The organism is Bacillus sp. LQ01 (assembly GCF_057624735.1).
On the sequence record NZ_JBYEZL010000002.1, the window covers coordinates 608,827 to 632,428 of the forward strand.

General features: G+C 34.8%; 36 protein-coding genes. 23 read left to right on the plus strand and 13 right to left on the minus strand.

Features of this window, described 5'->3' with window-relative positions; genetic code table 11:
* Positions 1-10 precede the first annotated feature (10 nt).
* The 8 genes from comGC to AC22L0_RS15555 all read left to right on the plus strand — a co-directional run bounded on the left by comGC (position 11) and on the right by AC22L0_RS15555 (position 3,544).
* Positions 11-310: a competence type IV pilus major pilin ComGC gene (comGC, locus tag AC22L0_RS15520; RefSeq protein ID WP_001178686.1), complete on the plus strand. Its 300-nt coding sequence runs from the start codon at positions 11-13 to the stop codon at positions 308-310.
* On the plus strand, positions 307-762 hold the full coding sequence (gene comGD, locus AC22L0_RS15525; RefSeq protein WP_000813142.1) for a competence type IV pilus minor pilin ComGD: 456 nt from the start codon (positions 307-309) through the stop codon (positions 760-762). The genes comGC and comGD overlap by 4 nt, the downstream gene beginning before the upstream one ends.
* Complete coding sequence (locus tag AC22L0_RS15530) at positions 755-1,057, plus strand: hypothetical protein (RefSeq protein ID WP_000829471.1); 303 nt, start codon at positions 755-757, stop codon at positions 1,055-1,057. Before comGD ends, AC22L0_RS15530 begins: the two co-directional genes overlap by 8 nt.
* Positions 1,027-1,497: a competence type IV pilus minor pilin ComGF gene (comGF, locus tag AC22L0_RS15535; RefSeq protein WP_000923098.1), complete on the plus strand. Its 471-nt coding sequence runs from the start codon at positions 1,027-1,029 to the stop codon at positions 1,495-1,497. Before AC22L0_RS15530 ends, comGF begins: the two co-directional genes overlap by 31 nt.
* Entirely contained in the window at positions 1,494-1,865 is a 372-nt protein-coding gene (gene comGG, locus AC22L0_RS15540; protein WP_001231273.1) for a competence type IV pilus minor pilin ComGG, read from the plus strand. Before comGF ends, comGG begins: the two co-directional genes overlap by 4 nt.
* A gap of 176 nt (positions 1,866-2,041) precedes the next feature.
* Positions 2,042-2,692, plus strand: a complete 651-nt coding sequence (locus tag AC22L0_RS15545) for a 2OG-Fe(II) oxygenase (RefSeq protein ID WP_000183860.1) — start codon at positions 2,042-2,044, stop codon at positions 2,690-2,692.
* Between the two features lie 115 nt (positions 2,693-2,807).
* Positions 2,808-3,305, plus strand: coding sequence for a shikimate kinase (locus tag AC22L0_RS15550; protein WP_000836650.1), 498 nt, complete (start codon positions 2,808-2,810; stop codon positions 3,303-3,305).
* A gap of 38 nt (positions 3,306-3,343) precedes the next feature.
* A complete protein-coding gene (locus AC22L0_RS15555) occupies positions 3,344-3,544 on the plus strand; it encodes a YqzE family protein (RefSeq protein ID WP_000106083.1) in 201 nt (66 codons plus the stop codon).
* 65 nt (positions 3,545-3,609) lie between these two features.
* On the opposite strand, the gene AC22L0_RS15560 is transcribed toward AC22L0_RS15555, so the two are convergent.
* Together AC22L0_RS15560 and AC22L0_RS15565 are read right to left on the minus strand one after the other, a co-directional pair.
* Positions 3,610-4,242 (minus strand): VC0807 family protein, encoded by a 633-nt coding sequence (locus AC22L0_RS15560; protein ID WP_001073111.1) that lies wholly within the window; start codon positions 4,240-4,242, stop codon positions 3,610-3,612.
* 141 nt (positions 4,243-4,383) lie between these two features.
* Positions 4,384-4,500, minus strand: coding sequence for a hypothetical protein (locus AC22L0_RS15565; RefSeq protein WP_001987222.1), 117 nt, complete (start codon positions 4,498-4,500; stop codon positions 4,384-4,386).
* A 73-nt stretch (positions 4,501-4,573) separates the two neighbouring features.
* Between AC22L0_RS15565 and AC22L0_RS15570 the strand changes: the two genes are divergently transcribed.
* Both AC22L0_RS15570 and AC22L0_RS15575 read left to right on the plus strand, forming a co-directional pair.
* Positions 4,574-4,801, plus strand: a complete 228-nt coding sequence (locus AC22L0_RS15570; RefSeq protein ID WP_000032702.1) for a hypothetical protein — start codon at positions 4,574-4,576, stop codon at positions 4,799-4,801.
* Between the two features lie 97 nt (positions 4,802-4,898).
* On the plus strand, positions 4,899-5,030 hold the full coding sequence (locus AC22L0_RS15575) for a hypothetical protein (protein WP_000064668.1): 132 nt from the start codon (positions 4,899-4,901) through the stop codon (positions 5,028-5,030).
* Positions 5,031-5,065: 35 nt separating this feature from the next.
* Here the strand turns inward: AC22L0_RS15575 and AC22L0_RS15580 are convergent, their stop codons facing one another.
* Both AC22L0_RS15580 and AC22L0_RS15585 read right to left on the minus strand, forming a co-directional pair.
* Positions 5,066-5,863, minus strand: coding sequence for a YqhG family protein (locus tag AC22L0_RS15580; RefSeq protein ID WP_001183964.1), 798 nt, complete (start codon positions 5,861-5,863; stop codon positions 5,066-5,068).
* Positions 5,850-7,532, minus strand: a complete 1,683-nt coding sequence (locus AC22L0_RS15585; RefSeq protein ID WP_001100037.1) for a DEAD/DEAH box helicase — start codon at positions 7,530-7,532, stop codon at positions 5,850-5,852. The genes AC22L0_RS15580 and AC22L0_RS15585 overlap by 14 nt, the downstream gene beginning before the upstream one ends.
* Before the next feature lie 390 nt (positions 7,533-7,922).
* Between AC22L0_RS15585 and gcvT the strand changes: the two genes are divergently transcribed.
* The 11 genes from gcvT to AC22L0_RS15640 all read left to right on the plus strand — a co-directional run bounded on the left by gcvT (position 7,923) and on the right by AC22L0_RS15640 (position 16,407).
* On the plus strand, positions 7,923-9,023 hold the full coding sequence (gene gcvT / locus AC22L0_RS15590) for a glycine cleavage system aminomethyltransferase GcvT (protein WP_000631769.1): 1,101 nt from the start codon (positions 7,923-7,925) through the stop codon (positions 9,021-9,023).
* Between the two features lie 20 nt (positions 9,024-9,043).
* On the plus strand, positions 9,044-10,387 hold the full coding sequence (gene gcvPA, locus AC22L0_RS15595; RefSeq protein ID WP_000903240.1) for an aminomethyl-transferring glycine dehydrogenase subunit 1: 1,344 nt from the start codon (positions 9,044-9,046) through the stop codon (positions 10,385-10,387).
* Entirely contained in the window at positions 10,384-11,859 is a 1,476-nt protein-coding gene (gcvPB, locus tag AC22L0_RS15600; RefSeq protein WP_000795702.1) for an aminomethyl-transferring glycine dehydrogenase subunit 2, read from the plus strand. The genes gcvPA and gcvPB overlap by 4 nt, the downstream gene beginning before the upstream one ends.
* Before the next feature lie 442 nt (positions 11,860-12,301).
* Entirely contained in the window at positions 12,302-12,505 is a 204-nt protein-coding gene (locus AC22L0_RS15605) for a DUF3929 family protein (RefSeq protein WP_000262496.1), read from the plus strand.
* A 70-nt stretch (positions 12,506-12,575) separates the two neighbouring features.
* Positions 12,576-12,767 (plus strand): hypothetical protein, encoded by a 192-nt coding sequence (locus AC22L0_RS15610; RefSeq protein WP_000535933.1) that lies wholly within the window; start codon positions 12,576-12,578, stop codon positions 12,765-12,767.
* A gap of 118 nt (positions 12,768-12,885) precedes the next feature.
* Positions 12,886-13,260, plus strand: a complete 375-nt coding sequence (locus AC22L0_RS15615) for a GntR family transcriptional regulator (protein WP_001021353.1) — start codon at positions 12,886-12,888, stop codon at positions 13,258-13,260.
* 5 nt (positions 13,261-13,265) lie between these two features.
* Positions 13,266-14,138, plus strand: coding sequence for an ABC transporter ATP-binding protein (locus tag AC22L0_RS15620; protein ID WP_487272322.1), 873 nt, complete (start codon positions 13,266-13,268; stop codon positions 14,136-14,138).
* Positions 14,119-14,787 carry an ABC-2 transporter permease gene (locus AC22L0_RS15625; RefSeq protein ID WP_001249563.1) on the plus strand — a complete coding sequence of 223 codons (669 nt, stop codon included), beginning with the start codon at positions 14,119-14,121 and terminating at the stop codon, positions 14,785-14,787. Before AC22L0_RS15620 ends, AC22L0_RS15625 begins: the two co-directional genes overlap by 20 nt.
* 14 nt (positions 14,788-14,801) lie before the next feature.
* A complete protein-coding gene (locus AC22L0_RS15630) occupies positions 14,802-15,344 on the plus strand; it encodes an ABC-2 transporter permease (protein ID WP_087967319.1) in 543 nt (180 codons plus the stop codon).
* Positions 15,345-15,376: 32 nt separating this feature from the next.
* Positions 15,377-15,973 carry an ABC-2 transporter permease gene (locus AC22L0_RS15635; RefSeq protein ID WP_070756949.1) on the plus strand — a complete coding sequence of 199 codons (597 nt, stop codon included), beginning with the start codon at positions 15,377-15,379 and terminating at the stop codon, positions 15,971-15,973.
* 245 nt (positions 15,974-16,218) lie between these two features.
* Positions 16,219-16,407, plus strand: coding sequence for a hypothetical protein (locus AC22L0_RS15640; RefSeq protein ID WP_033685729.1), 189 nt, complete (start codon positions 16,219-16,221; stop codon positions 16,405-16,407).
* A 16-nt stretch (positions 16,408-16,423) separates the two neighbouring features.
* Here AC22L0_RS15640 and AC22L0_RS15645 read toward each other — a convergent pair whose 3' ends face one another.
* The 5 genes from AC22L0_RS15645 to AC22L0_RS15665 all read right to left on the minus strand — a co-directional run bounded on the left by AC22L0_RS15645 (position 16,424) and on the right by AC22L0_RS15665 (position 19,071).
* Positions 16,424-16,681 carry a DUF3975 family protein gene (locus tag AC22L0_RS15645; RefSeq protein ID WP_000265428.1) on the minus strand — a complete coding sequence of 86 codons (258 nt, stop codon included), beginning with the start codon at positions 16,679-16,681 and terminating at the stop codon, positions 16,424-16,426.
* A gap of 15 nt (positions 16,682-16,696) precedes the next feature.
* Positions 16,697-17,011, minus strand: coding sequence for a DMT family transporter (locus AC22L0_RS15650; protein WP_000312623.1), 315 nt, complete (start codon positions 17,009-17,011; stop codon positions 16,697-16,699).
* Position 17,012: 1 nt separating this feature from the next.
* Entirely contained in the window at positions 17,013-17,345 is a 333-nt protein-coding gene (locus AC22L0_RS15655) for a DMT family transporter (RefSeq protein ID WP_000312339.1), read from the minus strand.
* A 70-nt stretch (positions 17,346-17,415) separates the two neighbouring features.
* Positions 17,416-17,997, minus strand: coding sequence for a TetR/AcrR family transcriptional regulator (locus AC22L0_RS15660; protein WP_002005730.1), 582 nt, complete (start codon positions 17,995-17,997; stop codon positions 17,416-17,418).
* Positions 17,998-18,093: 96 nt separating this feature from the next.
* On the minus strand, positions 18,094-19,071 hold the full coding sequence (locus tag AC22L0_RS15665) for a LacI family DNA-binding transcriptional regulator (RefSeq protein ID WP_001273983.1): 978 nt from the start codon (positions 19,069-19,071) through the stop codon (positions 18,094-18,096).
* Between the two features lie 314 nt (positions 19,072-19,385).
* Here AC22L0_RS15665 and AC22L0_RS15670 point away from each other — a divergent pair, with 314 nt between their 5' ends.
* Complete coding sequence (locus tag AC22L0_RS15670; RefSeq protein WP_025966335.1) at positions 19,386-19,922, plus strand: hypothetical protein; 537 nt, start codon at positions 19,386-19,388, stop codon at positions 19,920-19,922.
* Positions 19,923-19,962: 40 nt separating this feature from the next.
* Here the strand turns inward: AC22L0_RS15670 and AC22L0_RS15675 are convergent, their stop codons facing one another.
* Positions 19,963-20,346: a rhodanese-like domain-containing protein gene (locus tag AC22L0_RS15675; RefSeq protein WP_000108653.1), complete on the minus strand. Its 384-nt coding sequence runs from the start codon at positions 20,344-20,346 to the stop codon at positions 19,963-19,965.
* Positions 20,347-20,516: 170 nt separating this feature from the next.
* On the opposite strand from AC22L0_RS15675, the gene AC22L0_RS15680 reads away from it, so the two are divergent.
* On the plus strand, positions 20,517-21,353 hold the full coding sequence (locus AC22L0_RS15680; RefSeq protein WP_087967321.1) for a lipoate--protein ligase family protein: 837 nt from the start codon (positions 20,517-20,519) through the stop codon (positions 21,351-21,353).
* Positions 21,354-21,381: 28 nt separating this feature from the next.
* Here AC22L0_RS15680 and AC22L0_RS15685 read toward each other — a convergent pair whose 3' ends face one another.
* The 3 genes from AC22L0_RS15685 to AC22L0_RS15695 all read right to left on the minus strand — a co-directional run bounded on the left by AC22L0_RS15685 (position 21,382) and on the right by AC22L0_RS15695 (position 23,420).
* Positions 21,382-22,224 carry a hypothetical protein gene (locus AC22L0_RS15685; protein ID WP_000111900.1) on the minus strand — a complete coding sequence of 281 codons (843 nt, stop codon included), beginning with the start codon at positions 22,222-22,224 and terminating at the stop codon, positions 21,382-21,384.
* Between the two features lie 201 nt (positions 22,225-22,425).
* Positions 22,426-23,097, minus strand: a complete 672-nt coding sequence (locus tag AC22L0_RS15690; protein ID WP_000993589.1) for a DUF1129 domain-containing protein — start codon at positions 23,095-23,097, stop codon at positions 22,426-22,428.
* A 5-nt stretch (positions 23,098-23,102) separates the two neighbouring features.
* Positions 23,103-23,420, minus strand: a complete 318-nt coding sequence (locus AC22L0_RS15695) for a PadR family transcriptional regulator (RefSeq protein WP_000556081.1) — start codon at positions 23,418-23,420, stop codon at positions 23,103-23,105.
* Positions 23,421-23,602: the final 182 nt, after the last annotated feature.

Below are 23,602 nucleotides of genomic sequence, written 5' to 3' on the forward strand. Positions count from 1 at the left end.
GGGCATTTGTATGCAGAATGAGGAAGGATTTACTCTGTTAGAGATGCTATTAGTAATGGTTGTCATAACCATATTATTACTATTAATTATTCCAAATGTAGTTACACAGCGTTCATCGGTCCAAGGAAAAGGGTGTGCAGCTTACGTGAAATCTATAGAAGCGCAAATACAAGTATATCAATTACAACATAATAAAATTCCATCGTTAAAAGAACTGGCAGATGAAAAGTATATTACAACTGATAAGTGTCCGAATGGCGAATCTATTCATATATCAGATGATGGCACAGTATCAATTAGGGCATTGTGAAACAACAAGGGTTTACTTTTTTAGAAATGTTACTCGTTTTATTTGTTATTTCTGTATTAAGTATAGTTACGTATTTTAGTGTTCATTCCTTATACGAGCGACAAAAAGTTGAACAATTTTTGAGACAGTTTTCAAATGATATTTTGTATATGCAGCAATTAGCGATAAACCATCAAAAGCACTACACATTACGTTGGCATAAAGATAGAAATATGTATGCTATAAAAGAGTCAGGTACAAAGTATTATATCGTCAAGCGAGAGTATGAAGAAGATATACAAATTGATTTGCATACGTTTCCAAATCCGATGACATATAACCCAAGTGGAAATATTAATAGAGGTGGTACGATTATAATTTCGTATAGAAATTATAAATATGAAATTGTATTTCAGCTTGGAAGAGGGAGATTTACGTATCGTGAAATGTCAAAAAGGATCCATAATGGCTGAAATGATTGTATCGTTAAGTGTTTTAATGATGGCTGTATCGTTACTACTACCGCAAACAGTATTAGTTATGCAAGAAAGAAAAAATATACAAATTCGTTATAAGGCAACTGGATTATTAAAAAAAGAAGCAGCTATATATATGTATGGAAATGAAGAAAAGCGAATAATAGAAAAGAATATAAATGGAATTGGGTATTACACATATTGGGGAGGCAATGAAGTTTGTACCATGTGGAAAGATGTGAAAGACAGAATGATGGAACAATGCTTTTATGTAGGAGAAAAAATAAATTAGAATTTGGTTTTTCATTAATAGAAATGATTGTATGTCTGTTTCTATTATCAATATTTTTTTTGCTCTTTCCCCGCCTACATTTCATTGAAATGGAAAATAAACAGTCGAAAGGGTTAAATGATTGGGAGTGGGATGTGTATTTAGGGCAAATGCAATTGGAGTTTCGTGAAGTATCATCTGGAGAACAGCTAGCATTTGAAAATGGAGAAAGTATTTTACAATTCCGATCGCGTAATGGGAGTGAAGTATCGTATGAAAAAGAGAATAGTCGTCTTATAAGAAAGGTAGATAGGCGCGGGAGGGAAGTTGTTTTACAAAATATTGGAACGGTTTCTTACAAACTAACACCTCATGTACTCATTATAAATGTGAAAGATACTAGTGGGAAAATATATGAAGGTGTAGTTATGCGATATAGCGAAATAGGAATAAACGTATGAGAAAGCAAAAGGGATTTACAATGCCTGGAACGATTATCTTTCTTATTTTATTAACTTCTTTTTTTATATACGAAACAAATATGTTGTTTACAGATAAAAATTTTTATATAGGAATAGAACAAAAATTTTTATTGGATGAATTACTTAACCGATCTATTACAGATATAAAAAAAGACTTACAGCAAAAAGAAAAAGAAGGTACGTTTTTCTTTCAGTATGAAAAGGGAGAAGCGAGTGGAAATTATGTCTTTGAAAATGATTTAATTCTCGTTGCTTTGCAGTGTACACTCAAACAGGAAGCTTTCTATACGGTGAGTTTTCGGTATAGAAAAAAGGATGGGAAAATAGTCGATTGGATAGAAGGATAATATGTAAAATATATATATAGATAAACCAGGATTTCCTATTGTAAATTGAATTGATTTTTTAGAAGAAATGGACAAATATAATGATCAAAAGTTTAAATTTTCTCAAAAAAGAGAAAGGTAGAAAGAATATGATATATTCATGCTATCCAATCATTATTTTTAGGGAGAATAGGGAAATGACAAACAACAATCAAATAGGTGAAAATAAGGAACAAACTATTTTTGATCATAAAGGAAATACGATTATGACAGAAGATAGAGAAATACACATTATTTCAAAATTCGAAGAACCTCTTATTGTCGTATTAGCAAATGTACTAAGTGATGAAGAGTGTGATGAATTGATTGAAATGTCTAAAAATAAAATGGAGCGTTCTAAAATTGGTTCATCACGTGATGTAAATGATATTCGAACAAGTAGCGGTGCATTTTTGGAAGACAATGAACTTACTTCAAAGATTGAAAAACGAATTTCATCTATCATGAATGTTCCGGTGGCGCACGGAGAAGGATTGCACATTTTAAATTATGAAGTGGATCAACAATATAAAGCACACTATGATTATTTTGCGGAACATAGTAGATCAGCTGCTAACAATCGTATTAGTACGCTTGTAATGTATTTAAATGATGTAGAAGAAGGCGGAGAAACGTACTTCCCAAAATTAAATCTTTCTGTACACCCTAGAAAGGGAATGGCAGTATACTTTGAGTATTTTTATCAAGATCAATCACTAAACGAGCTTACGTTACACGGAGGGGCACCTGTAACGAAAGGCGAGAAATGGATTGCAACGCAGTGGGTGAGAAGAGGTACTTATAAGTAAAAGCGAGTGTTACGTTTTGTTCTTTATAGTATAAGAACAAAACGTTTTTTTATTAAACAAAGTAGCATCTTTCGTTATAATAACAATTAATAAATGACGATTGAGAGGACAAGAAATGAAATCTATATACATAACCGGCTACATGGGAGCAGGGAAAACAACAATTGGAAAAGCGTTAAGTAAAGAACTTCAAATGGATGTTGTAGATACTGATCAAAAAATCGAAGAGAAGCAAGAGAAGGCAATTCGAAAAATTTTTGCCGAAGAAGGCGAAATGGCTTTTCGGGAATATGAAAGCGAAATGTTACGTGCGCTACCAGTCCATAATGTTATTATTACAACTGGTGGGGGAATTATTGAACGAGCGGAAAATCGCAAGTGGATGAAAGAGAACGGAACTGTCGTGTATTTATATTGTGATCCGCATGTAATTGCAGAAAGGCTTCGTGAAGATACGACACGTCCACTATTTCAAAAGAAAGATATAGATGCATTCGTAAAGAAATTTGAATCACGCCGAGCTTATTATGAAGAGGCTCATATTCATATCGATACGACAAATAAGTCTGTAAAGCAAATTATGAATGAATTAAAGGAAAAGATTAATGTATAAAAAAGTGGACATACTAATCAAGTAGAGGTGATGATAATATGTCTACTAATGATTATGTTCGCTTTGTGACGCAGCAGTTTGTGTCGTATATGGATGCTCCAAAAGAAGATCGAAAACAAAAGAAAGAACAACGCCGTGCTGAAAAAGAGCCATTTATGAATAAGTGGTTTGGTGTTATGCCGCTGAGTGCTGCTTTGTTTTACCGAAATGTAAAAAGTAAAAGAAAAAAATCAAGTTAAATTTTAGTCATATGTTTAGCAAACCAAAAATCCCCTAGTGTCGTATTACACTAGGGAATTTTTATTTACTGCACGGATTCTTGTTCTTCCGTAACGGCATGTATTTTATTGTTCACCCATACGAACCCTATTCCGATACAAATAGAAATGCCCCAGCCGACAGCGGTCATAATCGCTCTCATTTCACCATAGCCATCTACACCAAAAACAGAGATGAAATAAATTTTTAAAAAGCTTTTTAATATAAATTGCAGCCCGAAAAATAGCGTTAAATATTGCAGTGCTGGATATATACGACTATCACGATAAAGCTCACGACTTTTATCGCGATCATGGCCTTGCAGTGCGGCAATATCCGCAGCGAAATATAACATAAGTGGTTTCTTTATAAAAATTGTACATATGACGATAATACCGAGTACGATGTGATAATATGCATCATTCCACAACATTCGTTCAGCTGACCCAGATAATAAATCTACCGTGGTATTAGAAATGAGTGTAATTAAAATAAAGAACCCTGTCACGTTAAACTGTTTTTCTTTTTTAAAGGTATACAGTGTATAAATAATCCCCGGAACAGAGGAAAGTAACATCGCGTAATAAGGATCGATATAAGGTTTTGCAAATTTCCAAATGAGGAATGGGATTACGAGATAAAAGACAAGATCTAATATAGCTTTTTTATTTTGATTCATACAAAGCCTCCTTAAGTCATACATATATTTTATAATATAATTTCTGAAAATTGTATAAGGTTTAATGGGAAAAGAAAAAATATATCAATTTTCGAGGGGGGAGTAAATTGAAAAAAATTGCCCCTAGCGTAGTAAGTTTTTTTAGTATATAATAAAGGAAACGCTTTCATTTTTAATTTGTTCACAAAATGGACGGAAAATCACATATTTACTATCGATATGTTGCTTTATAATGAAACTAATTAAATATACATGCATACAATATTGTGAAATAAATAACATAAATAATCTATATAAATGTAAACGTTATCAAAATAGAGAGGTGGAGACAATGAGTAAATTTTTCTTCAATCATAATCCAGCAACAGTAGAGGATGGAAGGCTTGTTAAATATGCTGAAATTATTTATGGAGAAGGTGGCCGTTCTGTATTAGAAAATTTAATGGTGAAGGCATCTATCAGATTGCGTGATCGTTATCCGAATAAATCTGACGAGCAGATCTCGAACCTAGTAAATAAAGGCATCCATGATATGTTTCAAAAATATGTGAGCGAGTAAGAGTGGCCAATGGCTGCTCTTATTTTTTTGTATAAGGATTGTAACTCTAGCTGAAAATAAACATGTATTCTGAAAAACGTAAAAAGGAGTGGGAAAGATGAGCAATGGAATTGGACGTTCGAAAGAAAATCTTCCAACTGATGCAAATCATGTGAGCGCGAAGGATCGTGCGTATCAAAAACGCATGGCAAAGCAAAAACAACAAGAGCGTAATGAGGATAGAGAATAACTCGAAATAAAGCTCCTTCTAAAGCAGAAGGAGCTTTATTTTGATAGAAAATGATTCGCGGTAACATAAAAGAGTCCACCGTTAATAATTTGCACTGTAATACGTGGTTCATACTGTTCTTGCAGAGCTTGTTTTTCAATTTCATAGCTCTCAGGAAGTTCGTCACTTTCTTCATAAAAACGGTTTAAAAGGTCTAAATCATGATTCCAACGCACTCTTGCTTCTTTTGCCCACGTATGGTCATCTTCTGCAATTATATTTTTTAAAGCGTCTTCTATGCGTTGTAAACCACTTTGAGGTTTAATGATGGGCGAGAGCGTAAAACAAAAATCAGGTATTTTTGGTGTAAGTTTAATGTTTGTTAATGTTTCATGAAAGTTTGCCATCATTGTTCCAGAAATGAGATGAATACCAATCGAGTGAAGGATGTCTTTTTTTCGATCACATTGATAGGAAACTTTTATATTAATACCGAGCCAAGGGTGGAGCGGTGTATGTGTTGCCCCATTATGTCTTACATCCTCATATAAACGTATGTATGAGCCTAATTCTTTTGTCGTTTGGAAAATTTGATGTAGACGTGGTGAACCGTAGTGAATAAGCTCACCATCATTTTCTTCATTTTCTGGATTTGTAATAAGAGTAAGGCGCATCGGATTCGGTACGCCTCCTGTTTTCTCAAGATAGTGCCAATAAAAAGGGCGATTCATTAATAATTTATCCATCTCAATTGTTAACTGTACATCTAATAAATGAGGAGAACGTTCTAAAATTTCACAGTTATTCGCCTCAAAGAAATTGTATAAGTAATTATGAATTTCATGTTGCTGCATAGCCTTGCACCTCAGCTTCATTTCGTTTCGCAAAGTCGATAATAGATGTTAAGTTTTCCATCTTAATTCTAATTTCACCTTCGCTTTTTGATTGCGCGAAAATTTCTTGAATGTGCGCGTCGATGTTTTTCATATTAATTCTCGTTAAAATTTCATCGAGTTCACCGATAACACGCTCGAATAAGTTGATTTTTTCATATAACAGTTTCAGAATATGTTCTTCAACAGTATGCTTTGTAGCTAAGTTATAAATATGAACATCATTTTTTTGACCGAGACGGTGAATACGTCCGATTCTTTGCTCAAGACGCATTGGATTCCATGGCAAATCATAATTGATCATATGGCTACAAAACTGTAAGTTAATCCCTTCACCACCAGCTTCAGTTGCAATTAATACTTGTGCGTGGTTTTGGAAAAGCTCCTTCATCCAATCTTTCTTCCCGCGTTTAAACCCGCCGCGGAATGGAACGGAAGAAATACCGTGTTGTTGTAAAAACCATTGTAAGTACATTTGTGACGCTCGATATTCTGTGAAGATAACGACTTTATCGTCAATTTCTTTTATAAGCTCAAGAGCTTTATTTGCTTTTGAGTTGAAAGGAATATGATTAATTTTGTCCATTAGCACATCGATATGTGGATCTTTTATATAATGTTCGTTTTCTTTCTGTCTTTTTTCTACATGCTTTTTCAATGAATAGTAAACAGCCTCACGACTACTACACGCTTCCCGTTTTAAAGTTAACGATGAGAAAGCAGATGTGAAGGCGTCTTGTCCTCGCCAATTTTCGATATCATTATATAGAGCTTGTTCTTGTTCATTAAACTCAACAAAAATTGTACGTACATGTCTCTTCGGCCAATCGATACCGGTATTATGTCGTCTATTTCGCACCATTACTTTATTAATGAGAGCTTTTAAGTCTTCATCTGATTCGGCTGAGCGATTTTTGGAAGCGTAATATTCTTCAAAGTTGGATTGATTGCCTAAATGTCCTGGCTTTAATAAAGAAACAAGGTTAAAAATTTCATCAATCTTATTTTGAACAGGAGTAGCGGTTAGTAATAAACAAAACTTCTTTTTTAATCGTTGTGCAAATTCATAGTTTTTTGTTTTATTATTTTTCAGTTTATGTGCTTCATCGATAATAATAAGGTCATATTCCAAGTTCAACACGATATCGCGATGTGGTGAACGTTTCGCAGTATCAATTGATGATACGATTACGTCAGCTTGTTCCCATGAGTAGCTTTTCTTTTGTGCTACAGCGGGAATGAAAAACTTTGTATTCAGTTCGTATGCCCATTGTGATACGAGAGAAGCTGGGACAAGTATAAGTACCTTTTTCACAAGCCCGCGGACCATATATTCTTTCAAAATAAGTCCAGCTTCGATTGTTTTTCCAAGGCCTACTTCATCTGCTAGAATCGCTTTACCGTTCATTTGTTCAATCACATTTTGAGCGACTTCTAATTGATGCGGAAGCGGTGTGAAATGGGATAAATGTTTCGGTGCTTGTAGTCCATCAAAAGTAGGAACAAGTAACGATTTTTCTGTTTCATAAGCTAAGTGATATAAATCCCAGTTTGTCCAAGGACCATCTTCGTCAATTCTATTTAAAAAATTGTTTTGCCATGTCCGATCTACGGAAATATCGACATTCATTACAACTCTCCCACCTTTTATAAACTAAAGTAATTATTTTTTAATGTATGATGATTTGCCTTAAAAGAAGGCATAATTATCGTTATTAAAGGCTATATGATAGACAATAATAAAGTATTAAATCTCAAAAGCTGTATTTATTGTGTTTTAACATAAAAAATTCTAAATTATTTTTTATGCTAGAATATTGATGAAATATAGCGAATGATGTTAGGATAATGGTGTGAAATGTGTGGAATCTTTCGTATTTTATCCAAGAAAGTGATTTTTTATTTACGCTTTCATAAAAAAATATAATGAGATTCCGTATATCCTATCTTTTCAGAATGAAAATGTTTAGAAAAGGGAAGCAACTTTTATTGATTTGTCAAAGCATAAGGGGGAGAGAGCATGATTACATTACAACGTACACCGTTATTTGATGTATACGCGAAGTATGGTGGAAAAACAATCGACTTCGGTGGTTGGGAATTACCAGTTCAATTTTCAAGCATTAAAGAAGAACACGAAGCTGTACGTACAGCTGCAGGTTTGTTCGATGTGTCTCATATGGGAGAAGTTGAAGTAAAAGGTGTAGATAGTTTAGCATTTTTACAACGTGTTGTTACAAATGACGTATCTACCTTAAAGGTAGGGGGCGCACAATATACAGCTATGTGCTACGAAAATGGTGGTACAGTAGATGATTTATTAATCTACAAACGTGGTGAAGAAGACTATTTATTAGTAATCAATGCATCAAATATCGAGAAAGATTACGAATGGTTAGCAAGTCATGTAATTGGCGATGCGACAGTAGTCAATGTTTCTAGTGAAGTTGCACAGCTTGCAATTCAAGGACCAAAAGCAGAAGGCATTTTACAAAAAGTTGTGTCAGAAGATTTGAAAGAAATTAAGTTCTTTAAATTTAAAAACGATATTCTTGTAGATGGAATTCCAGCACTTGTATCTCGTACAGGTTACACAGGTGAAGATGGATTCGAAATTTACTGTAAGAGTGAAGATGCTGCAAAACTTTGGGAGAAACTTCTTGAAGTTGGAGCAGAAGAGGGCTTAAAAGCATGTGGTTTAGGTGCTCGTGATACACTTCGATTCGAAGCAACATTACCACTTTATGGACAAGAATTATCAAAAGATATTACACCGATTGAGGCTGGAATTGGCTTTGCGGTAAAAACAAATAAAGAAGCAGACTTCTTTGGAAAAGCAACGTTAAAAGAGCAAAAAGAAAACGGTGCGCCTCGTAAATTAGTCGGCATCGAAGTAATCGAACGTGGAATTCCTCGTACGCATTACCCTGTATTTATTGGTGAAGAAAAAATTGGGGAAGTAACGAGTGGTACACAATCTCCAACGTTAAAGAAAAGCATTGGTTTAGCACTAATTGATGTAAAATACGCAGCAGTTGATACAGAAGTAGAAATTGAAATTCGTAATAAACGCGTCAAAGCAGTAGTTGTTCCAACACCATTTTACAAACGTTCAAAGTAACGGGGAGAGGGGTAGATTTCATGTTGCATCGTTATCTTCCAATGACAGAAGAAGACAAAAAAGAAATGTTACAAACGATCGGCGTTCAAACGATCGATGAATTATTCTCTGATATTCCAGAGAGTGTTCGTTTTAAAGGGGATTTAAAAATTAAAGAAGCAAAATCAGAGCCAGAGCTTTTAAAAGAGCTATCTCAAATGGCTAGTAAAAATGCTAACTTAAAAGAATACGCTTCTTTCTTAGGAGCAGGCGTATACGATCATTATGCTCCAGTAATTGTAGATCATGTTATTTCTCGCTCAGAATTTTATACAGCTTACACACCATACCAACCGGAAATTTCACAAGGGGAATTACAAGCAATCTTTGAATTCCAAACAATGATTTGTGAATTAACAGGAATGGATGTAGCAAACTCTTCTATGTATGACGGGGGTACAGCTTTAGCTGAAGCGGCAATGTTAGCAGCTGGTCATACTCGCAAAAAGAAAATTCTTGTATCTAGCGCGGTTCATCCAGAATCAAGAGCAGTACTTGAAACGTATGCAAAAGGACAAAATCTTGAAGTTGTTGAAATTAATCATAAAGATGGTGTAACAGATTTAGACGTATTACAAAGTGAAGTAGATGATACAGTTGCTTGTGTAATCGTTCAATATCCAAACTTCTTCGGACAAGTTGAAAAATTAGCTGATATTGAAAAAATCGTTCATCAACAAAAATCATTATTTATCGTTTCTTCAAATCCATTATCATTAGGCGCATTAACACCACCAGGGAAATTTGGTGCTGATATTGTAATCGGTGATGCACAACCATTCGGTATTCCAACGCAGTTTGGTGGACCGCACTGTGGTTACTTTGCAACAACGAAAGCATTTATGCGTAAAATTCCAGGACGTCTTGTTGGACAAACTGTAGACTCAGATGGTAAACGTGGATTTGTATTAACGTTACAAGCACGTGAACAGCATATTCGTCGTGATAAAGCGACATCTAACATTTGTTCAAACCAAGCGTTAAATGCATTAGCAGCTTCTGTTGCAATGACGGCACTTGGCAAACAAGGTGTGAAAGAAATGGCACGTCAAAACATTTCTAAAGCACAATATGCAAAACGTCAATTTGAAGCGAAAGGCTTCACTGTAACATTTGCTGGACCATTCTTCAATGAGTTTGTTGTAGATTGCAAGCGTCCAGTGAAAGAAGTAAACGATGCATTATTACAAAAGAATATTATCGGCGGTTACGACCTAGGCCGTGATTATAAAGAGCATGAAAACCATATGCTTGTAGCAGTAACTGAGCTTCGTACAAAAGAGGAAATTGACACACTTGTAAACGAAATGGGGGCTATCCAATGAAGAACCAAGACCAAGCACTTATCTTTGAAGTGAGTAAAGAAGGACGCATAGGATATAGCTTACCCAAATTAGATGTAGAAGAAGTGAAACTAGAAGATGTGTTTGAGAGCGATTATATTCGAGTAGAAGATGCAGAGCTACCAGAAGTATCTGAACTTGATATTATGCGCCACTATACAGCACTTTCAAACCGTAACCACGGTGTGGATTCTGGATTCTATCCACTTGGATCTTGTACGATGAAATATAATCCGAAAATTAATGAGAGTGTAGCTCGTTTCGCAGGATTTGCAAATATTCATCCGTTGCAAGATGAAAAGACAGTACAAGGTGCAATGGAATTAATGTACGACTTACAAGAGCATTTAATTGAAATTACAGGTATGGATACTGTTACTTTACAACCAGCAGCTGGTGCACACGGAGAATGGACAGGTTTAATGTTAATTCGTGCATACCATGAAGCGAATGGTGACTTTAACCGTACGAAAGTAATTGTGCCTGACTCTGCTCACGGAACGAACCCAGCATCTGCAACTGTAGCTGGTTTTGAAACAATTACAGTAAAATCAAATGAAAATGGCCTTGTTGACTTAGAAGACTTAAAACGTGTTGTAAACGAAGAAACAGCAGCACTTATGTTAACAAATCCTAATACATTAGGTCTATTCGAAGAAAATATTTTAGAAATGGCAGAAATCGTCCATAATGCAGGCGGTAAATTATACTATGATGGTGCAAACTTAAATGCGGTATTAAGCCAAGCACGCCCAGGAGATATGGGATTTGACGTTGTGCATTTAAACCTTCATAAAACATTTACAGGTCCTCACGGCGGTGGTGGCCCAGGTTCTGGTCCAGTAGGTGTGAAAGCTGATTTAATTCCGTACTTACCAAAACCGATTTTAGAGAAAACGGAAAATGGTTATCACTTCAACTACGACCGTCCAGAAGCAATTGGTCGTGTGAAACCATTCTATGGTAACTTCGGAATTAACGTTCGTGCATACACGTATATTCGCTCTATGGGTCCAGATGGATTGCGTGCAGTAACTGAGTATGCGGTATTAAATGCGAACTATATGATGAGAAGATTAGCGCCATTCTACGATCTTCCATTCGATAGACATTGTAAACATGAATTTGTATTATCAGGTCGTCGTCAAAAGAAACTTGGTGTACGTACATTAGATATTGCAAAACGTCTGCTTGATTTCGGTTATCATCCACCAACAATTTACTTCCCATTAAATGTGGAAGAATGTATTATGATTGAGCCGACAGAAACAGAATCAAAAGAAACATTAGATGGTTTCATTGATAAGATGATTCAAATCGCTAAAGAAGTAGAAGAAAATCCAGAAGTTGTACAAGAAGCACCGCATACGACAGTCATTAAACGTTTAGACGAAACGATGGCTGCACGTAAACCAGTTTTACGTTATGCGAAGCCAGCTCCTGTACAAGTTTGATTAAAATAACAAAGGAAGAACTCGCTGAGGCGGGTTCTTTTTTTGTATGGATAATTTGTCCCGCATTAACGGACAGTAAACTCTCAACTCAAAACTTAGCTGGTGCAAAGAAGACAGGTGGGAGATAAACTGTCCGTAAATGCCCGATTGGTTCAACTAATAATCAGTGGGGATGAACAAAAATCCCCACTGATTAAAGTTTCACTTTATGCAGAAATAGTGAAGAAAATGTTAAAAAAATATGTTTTTTGTTTCCTAATGGTGTAAAGGTGTAGTTTTATAGGTAGTTTTGTTGAAAAAGTCGGTTTGATAAAAGTATTTATTTTTGTTAGAATTTTATTGAAATTAAGAAGATGTGATGAGGCAAAGATTACTCATTTTTATGTATATGTGAAAAAACGAACAAGACGGGGGTGAAAGTGTGGGATATCGATGTTATAGAATGGTATACCATTTAGAAAATGGAGAAACAATTAAAGATGTAAAAGAATTTTGCTATCGAGACCAGGGAAAAGTGTTAGAAAGAGTAGCAAATCGTGTAATGGATAATAGAGAAGTGACGGCGATTGATAAACAAGGAACAATCATTTCAATAGCATGTGAGGACATTGTAAAGGTAGAACTTGATTACATAACAGAAAGTTAACCTTGAGTCATATCGAATTATTCGATAAAATAAACTGTTGAATGGTGAAGTGAGAAGAGAGGAGTTTATCATGGGTAGTACAAGACACTTTTATATGTTTATCTTAGCGTTTGTTCTTGTTGTGGCATTAACGATTTACTTAATTGTTGACAGCAGCTGGTACAATACAGTTCATCCGGCATTCCTTCTGTTTATGTATATAGGAATTGCAGTAGTAAGTTTCGGAATGAGAGACGAGATGTTAGATCGCTTTGAAAAGTGATACATATACGAAAGACCAACAGGAAAATGTTGGTCTTTTTTTCTTGCCAAAAATAGGATGCTGTGTATATACTGTATATATAAGATATACACAGTATATACACACACTGGAGGAAAACATGAATATTATTATTTCGAATTCTTCCCAAGACCCTATTTATGTGCAAATAAGAAAACAATTAAGCCAGCTTATTTTAAATGGCGGTTTAAAGGGTGGAGATCAATTACCGTCTATTCGTAGCTTAGCGAAGGAATTACAAATTAGTGTCATTACAACGAAGCGTGCATACGAGGAGCTTGAAAAAGAAGGATATATAGAAACTGTTGCTGGGAAGGGGACTTATGTTTCACGTAAAAATAATGAACTATTAAAAGAACAAAGGCTTCGCCTATTGGAAAGTAAAGCGGAAGAGATTGTGAATGAAAGTAAAGCGTTGCAGCTTTCACTTGAAGAATTACAGCAGATGATTGCGTTTTTATATAAGGGGGAATGAGAGAGATGTTAGAGTTAAAAAATGTTTGTAAAAGTTATGAAGGTTTCGCAGTGAAAAATATAAGTTTTACGTTACCACGCGGATATATTATGGGGTTTGTCGGACCGAATGGGGCCGGGAAAAGTACGAAAATCAAAATGATTATGAATTTAATTAAAAAAGATAACGGAGATATAAAAATTTTTGGCAAGGACAATAAGAAAGCTGAAAAGGAAATAAAACAAAATATCGGCTTTGTATATGATGAAAATCATTATTACGAAGATTTAACGTGTGAACAAATGAAGCGTATTATTGCACCGTTATATAAAAAGTGGGACGAAGAGCAGTATCAATCGTATATGCATAGATTGCAAGTTCCAAAGTATAAAAAAATTAAAGAATTATCAAAAGGAATGAAAATGAAATTTGCGATTGCCATCGCACTTTCGCACCACGCAGAGTTTATTATTATGGACGAACCGACAGCAGGGTTAGATCCAGTTGTTCGAAGTGAATTACTTGATATGTTGCAAGAAATTGTAATGGAAGATGAAGTATCCGTATTATTCTCAACGCACATTACAACAGATTTAGAGCGCATTGCAGATTATGTTACGTTCATCAATGATGGAGAAATTATATTTACTGGTGAAAAAGAAGACTTAATGGAGAACTACGTAATCGTAAAAGGAAGTAATGATTTATTAGACCAAGAAGGAAAAGAACTATTTGTTGGATTACGAAAAAATAAATTTGGTTTCGAAGGTTTAGCGAAGGATAAACAAGGAATTATCGATTGGTTTGGAAATGAGGTTGTACTAGAAAAGCCTACATTAGATGACATTATCGTTTACACTGCGAAAGGGAGAGGTGCCTATGCGTCAGCTTGTATATAAAGATTTGTTCTTTTTTCGGGTAATGTGGTTAGTGAATTTTGTTATGCCTCTTTTGTTTTTTATGTTAGAGCCAAGTGGTGAATTTTTATTTCCGATGAGTTGTCTATTTATAACCCTCTCCTCCGTTATGACGTTAACCTTTATGGATGAAAGAAATAAAAGTGACATTATTATAAATAGTTTACCAGTAAGTCGGAAGGATATCATTATTGCTAGATATATTTCCTGTGCAATATTTATTGTCGGTGCCATGGCTTCAACTATGATAATTGTATTCCTTTTAAGAGGTATTGCTGTTATTGATGATATTGGTGTATACCATCCTAATTTTTATATTGAAATTCCATGGTATGTAGTGGTAAGTGGAGTGATTTATTCTGTAGTATTTGTGGCGACATTTTTTCCTAGTTATTATGGTACAAAATCAAAGGGCATGAGAAGTATAGTATCAGCCGCAGCAATGGGGATTGGTGTACTTCTTTGGATATTTATTAGTGATGGGCTGAATGAAACAACATCTTCATTCAGTGAGTGGATTATGAATCCAGTACATATTGGTGTATTTACAGTTGGAGGAATGATATTAGCTAGTGCCTATATCGCTTCTATGTTTCTTACAATTAAAATTTATAAAACGCGTGATTTATAGAGAGGGGAATTCATATGCAACAGTTGATTTTGAAGGAGTTTTTTTTACAGAAGAAGATGTTTCCTTTCTATTTTTTAATCCCTATTTTATCTATTTTTAAGAATTCCGTCGAACCAATGGGGATTGCAATAGGATTATTTATAACATGTAGTACGATTATATATATTTCAAGCACATTATTTATTATGGCTGGTTTGAGTGTAACTTTTATAGTCGTAATATTAGGAAATATTTTATTGGACAGGGATATAGTCATGCCTGGATATGCAGTGTTTTCAGCGATAGTAGCAACTTTGATTTATTGTGTAGTAACGATACCGACTAATTACATTGGGGGATATAAAGTTATTACAGTCTTGAATTTGATTATGCTGTTTCCTTTAATGGGTATGATTGGTCTTATGTGCAATATTTTTGGTGATAAAACAATTATGTTAAAAGTACTTCACTCTCAAGAGGCTACACTAGCAATGGGTGTTCTTAGTATTGGAGTATTAGTGAGTATATTCATATCAATGTTCCTCTCAATGAAAATGTTTCAGCAGGCAGAGTTATAGAAGGGACATTTTCATATTAGGAGGTGCAATACATGATCAAGCAACTAATTTTAAAAGATTTCATTATTCAATGGAAATTTTTAATTTGGTACATACTGTATCCTGTTTTCTTTTATATGGCCTTAACAGATACGGAAAATCTGTTCATAATTATGTCAGTAATTATTACAATTGGGGCAACAGTAAAAACGTTTGAAGCAGATAGTAAAAATAAGAGTGAAGTTATAGTAAATAGTTTACCAATATTGAGAAAACAAATTGTATTTGCAAAATATATAGTAGCAATTATTATTCTTTTTATAAGTGTAATGGTCGGTTGTTTTACGATGGGAATGAAGAATGGGGTTAACCTATTTGAATTTATTGAAACGACAATGGTTGCTAGTATTAGCTTTATTTTAGTGTATTTAAGCTTTGTTTTACCGATATCGTTTTGGTTGGCCTATAAAAAAACTATTTTTATTGCGATTTTTATACTAATAGCACCTATGGCCGTTTCTTCTATTTTCTTTGGAATCAACCTAGAACAAATTCAACTATATAACAGCTTGTTATTCATTAGTTCAATATGCATGTTCATAATATCTATCTTTGTTTCAGTAAAAATATATGAAAAAAGAGAATTTTAAAAGGTGCCTTAAAAAAGGCACCTTCTTCAATAACGACAATACGAGAGCAGTAGTTTATAAAAAGAAACGCTATTTGGTACATCTTTTGGAGTATGTAATATAAAGCTGAAAACGATAACGAGAATAAGAAAGAGGAAAAATAAAAATAGAATTTGCTTATGTATAGAATTTTGCATATTATCCACTCCTTTTTTAGTTAGTATGTCCAAAAGAAAGGAGTGTATGAAAAATTTTAGGAGGGGAGAATGATGAACAAAAGAAAATGGTTATATAGAATAGGGGTATTTTTATTTTCAATCGGTCTCATATTAGCAAATTTTTATTCTAATATACCACCACTATTTCCAAGTTTACATAAAGGGGTTGGTATAAGTATTGCCATAATTGGTCTGTTTTGTCTTATCACATGTAACTTTTACAGAAAGTCTGAATGAATATAAAAAAGGACAGTTATTCTTTTTCAGAAATACTGTCCTTTTTAAATAACTTATTCCATAGTTTGGTGATACTCCATATAATGACGATTGCAATGGAGGCGATAATGGACCAAACAATCGATATAATTTCAAGTGTCATGTTAGGAAGGAATGTGAGAATGGATAATACTTTATGAAACAATGATTCTATTATATGAAAACTTATTTGTAATAGAATGACGATACAAAGTGTGATCCATGCTAATATTTTCTTTCCTTGTTCTTTCCACATGACATTCACCTCACGTTAGCTTAATAGTTTTAAGCCAACAGCGCCGCATAAAATGCAGCTTAAGAAAGCAAGACGACGCCAATCCGCTGATTCTCGGAAAATAAGGATGCCTAGAAGTGCGCTTCCGGCAGTTCCAATTCCAGTCCAAATCGCGTAAGCAGTTCCCATCGGTAATGTGTTCATCGCAAGAGATAAGAAGAAGAAGCTTACGCCGAAGTTAGCGATTAAAATAACTTTTGGTGCCCAGCCTTTCTTTTCAGTGGCTACTTTCATAAAGAGTACACCAATAATTTCACAAATACCAGCTAGAATTAAAAATACCCAAGCCATTTTATGCAGCCTCCTTCGCTTCTTTTTCTTCTGTTACTCGTTTTAAACCAATTACTCCGAAGAAGATTAAACCGATTAATAAAACTTTTACGATAGAGAAAGGTTCTCCGAAAATGAAAATCTCAGTAAGAACGATTCCACCAGCTCCGATTCCTGTAAAGACTGCGTATACAGTGCCGACAGGTAAATCTTTATAAGCTCTAAATAATAAGACGAAACTAATTGTAATTAATAGAGCAACACCAGCCCATTCAAGTGGTGCCTCTGCTTTTTTTAGTCCAATCACCCAAAAGATTTCAATAATACCAGCGATGATTACATAAATCCATGCCATATGTCATTTCTCCTTCCTACCAGTCGTTAGGTAAAGGGCTTAAAAACGACGCATTGCAAAGGGCAATCCGTCAGTTTGAAAGTCCGCGCCAAAATACTTTCCAAGAAGCGTCTAAACGTGTCTCAAAACGATTTAAACCTGCGTATAATAGTTCAACCATAAGACCGTCGAGTAAGCATAGAAAAGCCTCTAAGGCGTCTTTTACTTCAATGTTATGCAGCTCATCTTGTTCGCTTGCTCTTTTAAATACAGGGAATAAAAGTTTTCCGACGTTTTCAATGTGTACATTTGCTTTATTAATAATTTGTTCGCGAAATGCATCAGGCGGAAAATAAGAAGTTCGTAACCAAAACATTGATTCTTCACTTTCACCAAATCGTTTTGCATACCCTTTTAATAATTTTAAAAGCAATTCTTCAGTGGACGAATTGGAAAAGCTTTCGATATCGCCTGTGAAGCTCTGCAAATCTTTTTGAAGAGCAGATTCTAAGCATATGAAATATAGCTCTTCTTTTCCTTTAAAGTGTGCGTAAATCGATGGTTTTTTAATCCCAACTTCTTGAGCAATATTTGCCAATGAAGTTCCTTCATAGCCGTAGCGTGCGAAATGAGAAAGTGCTACAGCTTTAATGCGGTTTGCTGTCATTTTCATCCCCTACCTACCGTTCGTTAGGTTCATTATATGAGATGGGAAATATAAAGTCAATAGGTGAAGAGCTGAGAAAGAGCGTTATAGGTAACGCTCTTTTTAGACAGTCTCTCGCTCAATTAAATGGAATGAAAGTTCTTTTGCACTGCCGACAATTTGCTCGCTTTGGATCTGCTTATGGAATAAAGAAAAAGCATGTGAGCCCATTGCGAGACCGGGATGTTCAATTGTGGAAATTTCTAATGCCTTTGAAATTTCATGATTATCAAATCCAAGGATAGCAAGGTCTTCAGGTACTCGAATACCATGTTTTCGAGCCTCTGTTAATAAACCAGCTGCAACTTGATCGTTCGCTGTGAAAATAGCAGTTGGACGATTTGTCATATTTAAAATACGATGGAGTATTTGTGCTCCGTCCTGCATTGTATAGCATTGGTGGAAAATCCATTCAGGATGCAACGTTTTCCCTTCGTTACGAAGTGTATCGGCGAACGCTTTTTCGCGCTCCATGGAATTTACACTTGTTTTTCTTGCTAAACAAATTCCGATTTTTTCATGGCCTCTACTTAGTAAATAGGCAGTACCGAGACGGAAACCTTCATAATGATCTACGTAGATGGATGAAATGAGGGGATGCTTCATTTTTTCACATGAAATAATAGGGGCAAATTTTGCAAAAGGTTCGATTTGTTCCCAAGAGCTCGTTCGGGAGCAAATAATCATCCCATCAAATTGTTTCATTTTCATCATTTCAAGAACACGAATTTCTTCAATGCTATCGTAATTCGTTTGACATAAATTAATGTGATATCCGGCAGCTAACGCTTCGTTTCCGATTCCTTCAATAATCGTACTGAAGTAGGGGAGGTTAATGAAAGGAAGCATAACGCCAATTGTATATGTTTTCCCTCTTATTAAATGGACAGCATTTATATTTTTTGCGTAGTTTAATTCTTCAACAGCATCTAGAACACGCTTACGCTTTTCTTCTTTTACGTAAGGGTGATTATTCAGGACACGAGAAACAGTTGATATCGATACACCAGCAGTTTTAGCAATTTGTTTTATATTGGCCATATGTATCACCTCTTTCCCTTATTATAAAGGGAAAATAATAAGAAAGAAAAAATCTTGACCTGAAAAGCTTTTCACAAACTATGGTATTAATAAGACTTCTTTTTATTCGCGTAACCTTTTCACTTGGGCGTAAGAATGATAGGGGTCTTTTTTGTTTGCAAAAAGTGTTGTCAAAATGTGTGAGAATAACGTGGAAAGTTTTCAAAGGTGGAGTTTGGTGACAAAGCGAATATGAAGAGAATATCAACGCTTCGTTCGTTAAGAGAGCGGTATGAAAGGGCGGAAACAAATTGAAAAAAAGAATCATTTGTTTCGTGTTTTCTAGTTTCATGCTTAGTTCGTGTTCGTTTCAGCAAACGATGCAAGAAGAAAAACACTTTGTGGGAACAACAGGAGGAGCTATGGATCGTGTTACGGATCCTATTCCGCTAAAGGAACTTCCAAAATATTTTCCGGTGAAGTTTAAAGTTCCAACGTTTTTACCGTACGACATTACAAGTGATGTGAAGGGGGAAGTAAGAACGCTTGGGAAAAAGAACACTGTCTTAACGATTAAATATAAACAGAAGGAGTCAGGTAGAAATGAGTATATTGAGTTAAATGTCGCGAACTTTCCCTATAGTTTTCCGGATCTTGTGGAAGAGAAGCGATTTCAAGAACAAATGAAACTGAATAATGGAACGTCTGCTTATTTTAAAAATAAAGATGATTATGAACGTGGTGACGAATTTGCTACGCTTATATGGAAAGAGAAAGGAATTGAATATCAACTGCTGTATCGGAATGTAGAAGAGAACGATGAAAAGGTAATCAAGCAGAATTTATTATACATTGCGAATAAGATGAAATGAAAAAACTAGCTGATTTATTCAGCTAGTTTTTTGTATGTTATTATTTCTTTTTAATTTTGCCTGTCCAAGATTTAAATCCACCTTGTAATTGGTAGAAATCTTTGTAGCCTTGTTTTTTTAAGTATTGCGCTGCACGACCTGTACGGAATCCGCTTTGGCAATATAAGTAAACAGGTTGATCTTGACGAAGTTCTTTATGGCGAAGGCGAATTTGTGATAACGGAATGTTACGTGCACCTAAAATATGCCCTGCGTTATATTCATCTGCTTCACGAATATCGATAAGCTGTGCTTTACGGTAGCCAGCGCGAAATTCTTCTTCTGTAAGAGTTTTAATTAATTTTTTCTGATAGAAGTACATCCATACAGTGTAGCCGATAAATGCTACGATTACGGCTAATAAAATAATCCAAGTTGTTGACACGATTCTATCGCTCCCTTTTTTCTTATCCTACTTTCAATATTATAATGCCCATATGTATTTATGCAACAGATTCATTTGCATATAAGAAGAAATTTCGTATTCTTTCACAAATTTTGTCGAATTTGGTAGACTAGAGAATGTGAAAAATAATTGGTTATATGAGGTGCAGGATGGGAAAAGAAAAATGGTGTTATATTAACTCTGGTCAATGTTCACCGGCATTTAATATGGCGTTAGATGAATGTTTATTAAATTGGCAAAGTGACAAGAAAATGCCACCAACAATTCGTTTTTATGAATGGGAAGTACCAACATTAACAGTTGGATATTTTCAACGTGTTGAAAAAGATATTAATATGGATGTAGTTAACGAAAAGAAATATGGATTCGTTCGTCGTCAAACAGGCGGCAGGGGTGTACTACATGACAAAGAGTTAACGTATAGTGTTATTGTGTCTGAAGATCATCCGAACATGCCGAAAACAGTTACAGAAGCGTATCGTGTTATTTCGCAAGGTTTATTAGATGGTTTTAAGGCATTAGGGTTAGAAGCCTATTATGCAGTTCCAAAAACAGAAGCAGATCGTGAAAATTTAAAAAATCCACGTTCAGGCGTATGTTTTGATGCACCATCTTGGTATGAAATTGTAGTGGAAGGACGAAAAATTGCTGGTAGTGCTCAAACACGTCAAAAAGGTGTTATTTTACAGCATGGATCGATTCCATTAGAAATTGATTTAGATCAACTATATGATCTATTTTTATTCCCAAATGAACGTGTGAAGGAACGTATGAAGAGTATGTTCTCTTCTAAAGCAGTAGCAATTAATGAATTAACAGACCGTACATTTACGATAGAGCAGTTAATTAAAGCGTTTGAAGTTGGCTTTGAAAAAGGATTAGATGTAGAACTTGTTCCATATGAATTAACAGAAGAACAGTTACATGAAGTTCAAACGTTAGCGAAAGAAAAGTATGAAAGTAATGAGTGGAATTATAAAAAATAAGAGATGGCGATAGCCACCTCTTATTTTTTTATAGTAAATTAAGTACTTTTTCTACTTTGATTCCTTTATCTTGTAAAGAACGAAGGCGACTTACAACGTCCATAATTTCTTTGTCAAATGTAACGCTAATACCTTGGCTTTGTAGTTCTTCTTTTAAGCTTTCAATAGAATCATCTATGTCGATGCCAAGCTCGTAATCTTGACAAACTTCAATTGTCTTTTTCACGAGTTTAACATAATTTTCTTGTAGTTTTGAATTTGTTTCAGTCAAAGCAGGCTGCTTCGGTTTTGCAGGAGCAACCGGTGCTGTCTCTTGCTTTGTAACTGGAGTAGGGACTGCTTTTTTCACAGGCGCTGGAGTAACTAGTTCTACAGCTGCTTCTACGCTTACTGGCTTCGGTGTCGGTACCGGAGTAGGCTTAGGTGCCATAGCAGGTGTTTCCACACGCGTAACAGGCTTAGGAGCAGGTGTAATTGCTTTTGGAGCTTCTACAACTACTTCTTTTTTCGGTGCTGCTTCTACCTGTGTTTCTTCTTGCTCGGCAGCTTCTTTATTTTCTTTACTCCACATAACGCGTTCAATTTCTAGAGAAACATTGTTTTTGTTCATCGCTGTTAATGTAACTTTACCAACTTCAGCGTTTCCAGTGAAATCAACAATTTTATAAATAACACTCTTGTTCCAATCCACGTTTCCGCTCAAAAATAATTCTTCGTTACATTTCGGCGTTAAGCCCTCGATTTTAATTTCTGCGTTTACACCGTTTTCACTATATACCATAATTAGCGAAGCATTTACATCTTCGTCTGCTAACATTAGTTCACGTACCATTTTGCCGGTGCGTACTTGCGTTTTCTTCTTAACTGACATCTAATTTCTCCTCTCAAAAATTCAGTAATAATAAAAAAATCGTATAACGAAAAATAATTGCTCACGAAGATTTATGATACCGATAATAAAAGCATCACGTCAACAATTAACTTTAATTATTTTGCATTTTTCTTATTTTCTTTATGAAATTTTTCAATTTGTAAAATTAGACAGAAGAAAAAACAGCCTTTTGAAGGGCTGTTAAAAATTTGATTTTTTGTATAGTAGTTTATATAAAATAAAAAATAAGATTGCGATTAAGGCGTTTTGCCAAAAAGTTAGATGGTAAATGAAATAAGGTTGTTTTCTGAAATAAATATTTACGAATATAGCTGAACAAAATGGAGTAGCAAAAGCGAACCCGAATAGAATTCGTTTTTTCCAATTTATCTTTTTATTAAAAGAATAACGCTTTAATAAATATAAAATAAGCAGTATTCCTAGTACAATTAATGAAATAGACAAAGTAGTTCCAGGGATGCTAAAAGGTGGACTTATTATATCGGTATCTTTTTCAAACAGGAAAATGAAAAGAGAAGCAAGGGTATCCATTCCAAATTGTATAGCAAGGAGTAAACTAATAACAAAACCAATTAAAGAAGTTTTTTCTAGTTTTGTTTGGGCGGGTAAAGCAGCTATAAGTTCATCGCAGTAAGATTGTAAATCATTTCCGAAAATGTCATAAGCATTTTTATTTTCAGCTTGTGCTTCGATAAGGTGGTCTAATATTTCTAACAAAAGTTCTTCCACTTGATGTTCGGGTACATTAGATAACCGAAGATATACTAACATATCACCATAAGCAATTTCGTTTTCGGAAGTTAGAAGCTCACGTTTTTTATTATTCAATTCAATCATGTCTTGTGCATTCATCCCTATCACTCCCCCTGTAATAAGTTATTTACCGTAGTAGAAACCATTCCCCAGCTTTTTTTAAATTCTTCAAGTTGTTCTAGCCCTTTATCGGTTACGTGATAATATTTTCGCTTTGGACCGAGTGAGGAAGCTTTTAATGTTCCTTCAATCAATTTTTCTTTTTGCATACGTAACAATAATGGATATATGCTTCCTTCGCTTACAAATGTAAATCCGTGTTTATTTAATTTTGTACTCAGTTCATATCCGTACACTTCTTCTTGTGAAATGATGTATAGGATGCACCCTTCGAGCACGCCTTTTAACATTTGGCTGTGCATGATTTCACCACCTTTTATTCAGGTAACTTGCGTTGCAAGGTAGCTGGTATCCAAATTATAACATTCAGTAACTTGCAACGCAAGTTACTGGGGTGGAAAACTTTAATGTCCCCCATACTAACGAGAGGGCGAAAAGCATATGAGACCATTTATGCCAAAGCTCGTTTACTTTGAACGAAAGG

Coding starts and splice junctions, on each gene's coding strand:
- AC22L0_RS15640 (WP_033685729.1), top strand. CDS start 16,219: ATGATGAACAAAAGAAAATGGTTATATAGAATAGGGGTATTTTTATTT.
- AC22L0_RS15680 (WP_087967321.1), top strand. CDS start 20,517: ATGGGAAAAGAAAAATGGTGTTATATTAACTCTGGTCAATGTTCACCG.
- AC22L0_RS15635 (WP_070756949.1), top strand. CDS start 15,377: ATGATCAAGCAACTAATTTTAAAAGATTTCATTATTCAATGGAAATTT.
- comGF (WP_000923098.1), top strand. CDS start 1,027: ATGCTTTTATGTAGGAGAAAAAATAAATTAGAATTTGGTTTTTCATTA.
- AC22L0_RS15575 (WP_000064668.1), top strand. CDS start 4,899: ATGAGCAATGGAATTGGACGTTCGAAAGAAAATCTTCCAACTGATGCA.
- AC22L0_RS15570 (WP_000032702.1), top strand. CDS start 4,574: ATGAGTAAATTTTTCTTCAATCATAATCCAGCAACAGTAGAGGATGGA.
- AC22L0_RS15580 (WP_001183964.1), bottom strand. CDS start 5,863: ATGCAGCAACATGAAATTCATAATTACTTATACAATTTCTTTGAGGCG.
- AC22L0_RS15545 (WP_000183860.1), top strand. CDS start 2,042: ATGACAAACAACAATCAAATAGGTGAAAATAAGGAACAAACTATTTTT.
- AC22L0_RS15625 (WP_001249563.1), top strand. CDS start 14,119: ATGCGTCAGCTTGTATATAAAGATTTGTTCTTTTTTCGGGTAATGTGG.
- AC22L0_RS15650 (WP_000312623.1), bottom strand. CDS start 17,011: ATGGCTTGGGTATTTTTAATTCTAGCTGGTATTTGTGAAATTATTGGT.
- AC22L0_RS15530 (WP_000829471.1), top strand. CDS start 755: ATGGCTGAAATGATTGTATCGTTAAGTGTTTTAATGATGGCTGTATCG.
- comGG (WP_001231273.1), top strand. CDS start 1,494: ATGAGAAAGCAAAAGGGATTTACAATGCCTGGAACGATTATCTTTCTT.
- AC22L0_RS15695 (WP_000556081.1), bottom strand. CDS start 23,420: ATGCACAGCCAAATGTTAAAAGGCGTGCTCGAAGGGTGCATCCTATAC.
- AC22L0_RS15620 (WP_487272322.1), top strand. CDS start 13,266: ATGTTAGAGTTAAAAAATGTTTGTAAAAGTTATGAAGGTTTCGCAGTG.
- AC22L0_RS15685 (WP_000111900.1), bottom strand. CDS start 22,224: ATGTCAGTTAAGAAGAAAACGCAAGTACGCACCGGCAAAATGGTACGT.
- AC22L0_RS15605 (WP_000262496.1), top strand. CDS start 12,302: ATGGTATACCATTTAGAAAATGGAGAAACAATTAAAGATGTAAAAGAA.
- gcvPA (WP_000903240.1), top strand. CDS start 9,044: ATGTTGCATCGTTATCTTCCAATGACAGAAGAAGACAAAAAAGAAATG.
- AC22L0_RS15550 (WP_000836650.1), top strand. CDS start 2,808: ATGAAATCTATATACATAACCGGCTACATGGGAGCAGGGAAAACAACA.
- AC22L0_RS15585 (WP_001100037.1), bottom strand. CDS start 7,532: ATGAATGTCGATATTTCCGTAGATCGGACATGGCAAAACAATTTTTTA.
- AC22L0_RS15630 (WP_087967319.1), top strand. CDS start 14,802: ATGCAACAGTTGATTTTGAAGGAGTTTTTTTTACAGAAGAAGATGTTT.
- AC22L0_RS15660 (WP_002005730.1), bottom strand. CDS start 17,997: ATGAAAATGACAGCAAACCGCATTAAAGCTGTAGCACTTTCTCATTTC.
- gcvT (WP_000631769.1), top strand. CDS start 7,923: ATGATTACATTACAACGTACACCGTTATTTGATGTATACGCGAAGTAT.
- AC22L0_RS15560 (WP_001073111.1), bottom strand. CDS start 4,242: ATGAATCAAAATAAAAAAGCTATATTAGATCTTGTCTTTTATCTCGTA.
- comGC (WP_001178686.1), top strand. CDS start 11: ATGCAGAATGAGGAAGGATTTACTCTGTTAGAGATGCTATTAGTAATG.
- AC22L0_RS15565 (WP_001987222.1), bottom strand. CDS start 4,500: ATGCATGTATATTTAATTAGTTTCATTATAAAGCAACATATCGATAGT.
- AC22L0_RS15655 (WP_000312339.1), bottom strand. CDS start 17,345: ATGGCATGGATTTATGTAATCATCGCTGGTATTATTGAAATCTTTTGG.
- AC22L0_RS15665 (WP_001273983.1), bottom strand. CDS start 19,071: ATGGCCAATATAAAACAAATTGCTAAAACTGCTGGTGTATCGATATCA.
- AC22L0_RS15690 (WP_000993589.1), bottom strand. CDS start 23,097: ATGAATGCACAAGACATGATTGAATTGAATAATAAAAAACGTGAGCTT.
- AC22L0_RS15610 (WP_000535933.1), top strand. CDS start 12,576: ATGGGTAGTACAAGACACTTTTATATGTTTATCTTAGCGTTTGTTCTT.
- gcvPB (WP_000795702.1), top strand. CDS start 10,384: ATGAAGAACCAAGACCAAGCACTTATCTTTGAAGTGAGTAAAGAAGGA.
- AC22L0_RS15555 (WP_000106083.1), top strand. CDS start 3,344: ATGTCTACTAATGATTATGTTCGCTTTGTGACGCAGCAGTTTGTGTCG.
- AC22L0_RS15645 (WP_000265428.1), bottom strand. CDS start 16,681: ATGTGGAAAGAACAAGGAAAGAAAATATTAGCATGGATCACACTTTGT.
- AC22L0_RS15615 (WP_001021353.1), top strand. CDS start 12,886: ATGAATATTATTATTTCGAATTCTTCCCAAGACCCTATTTATGTGCAA.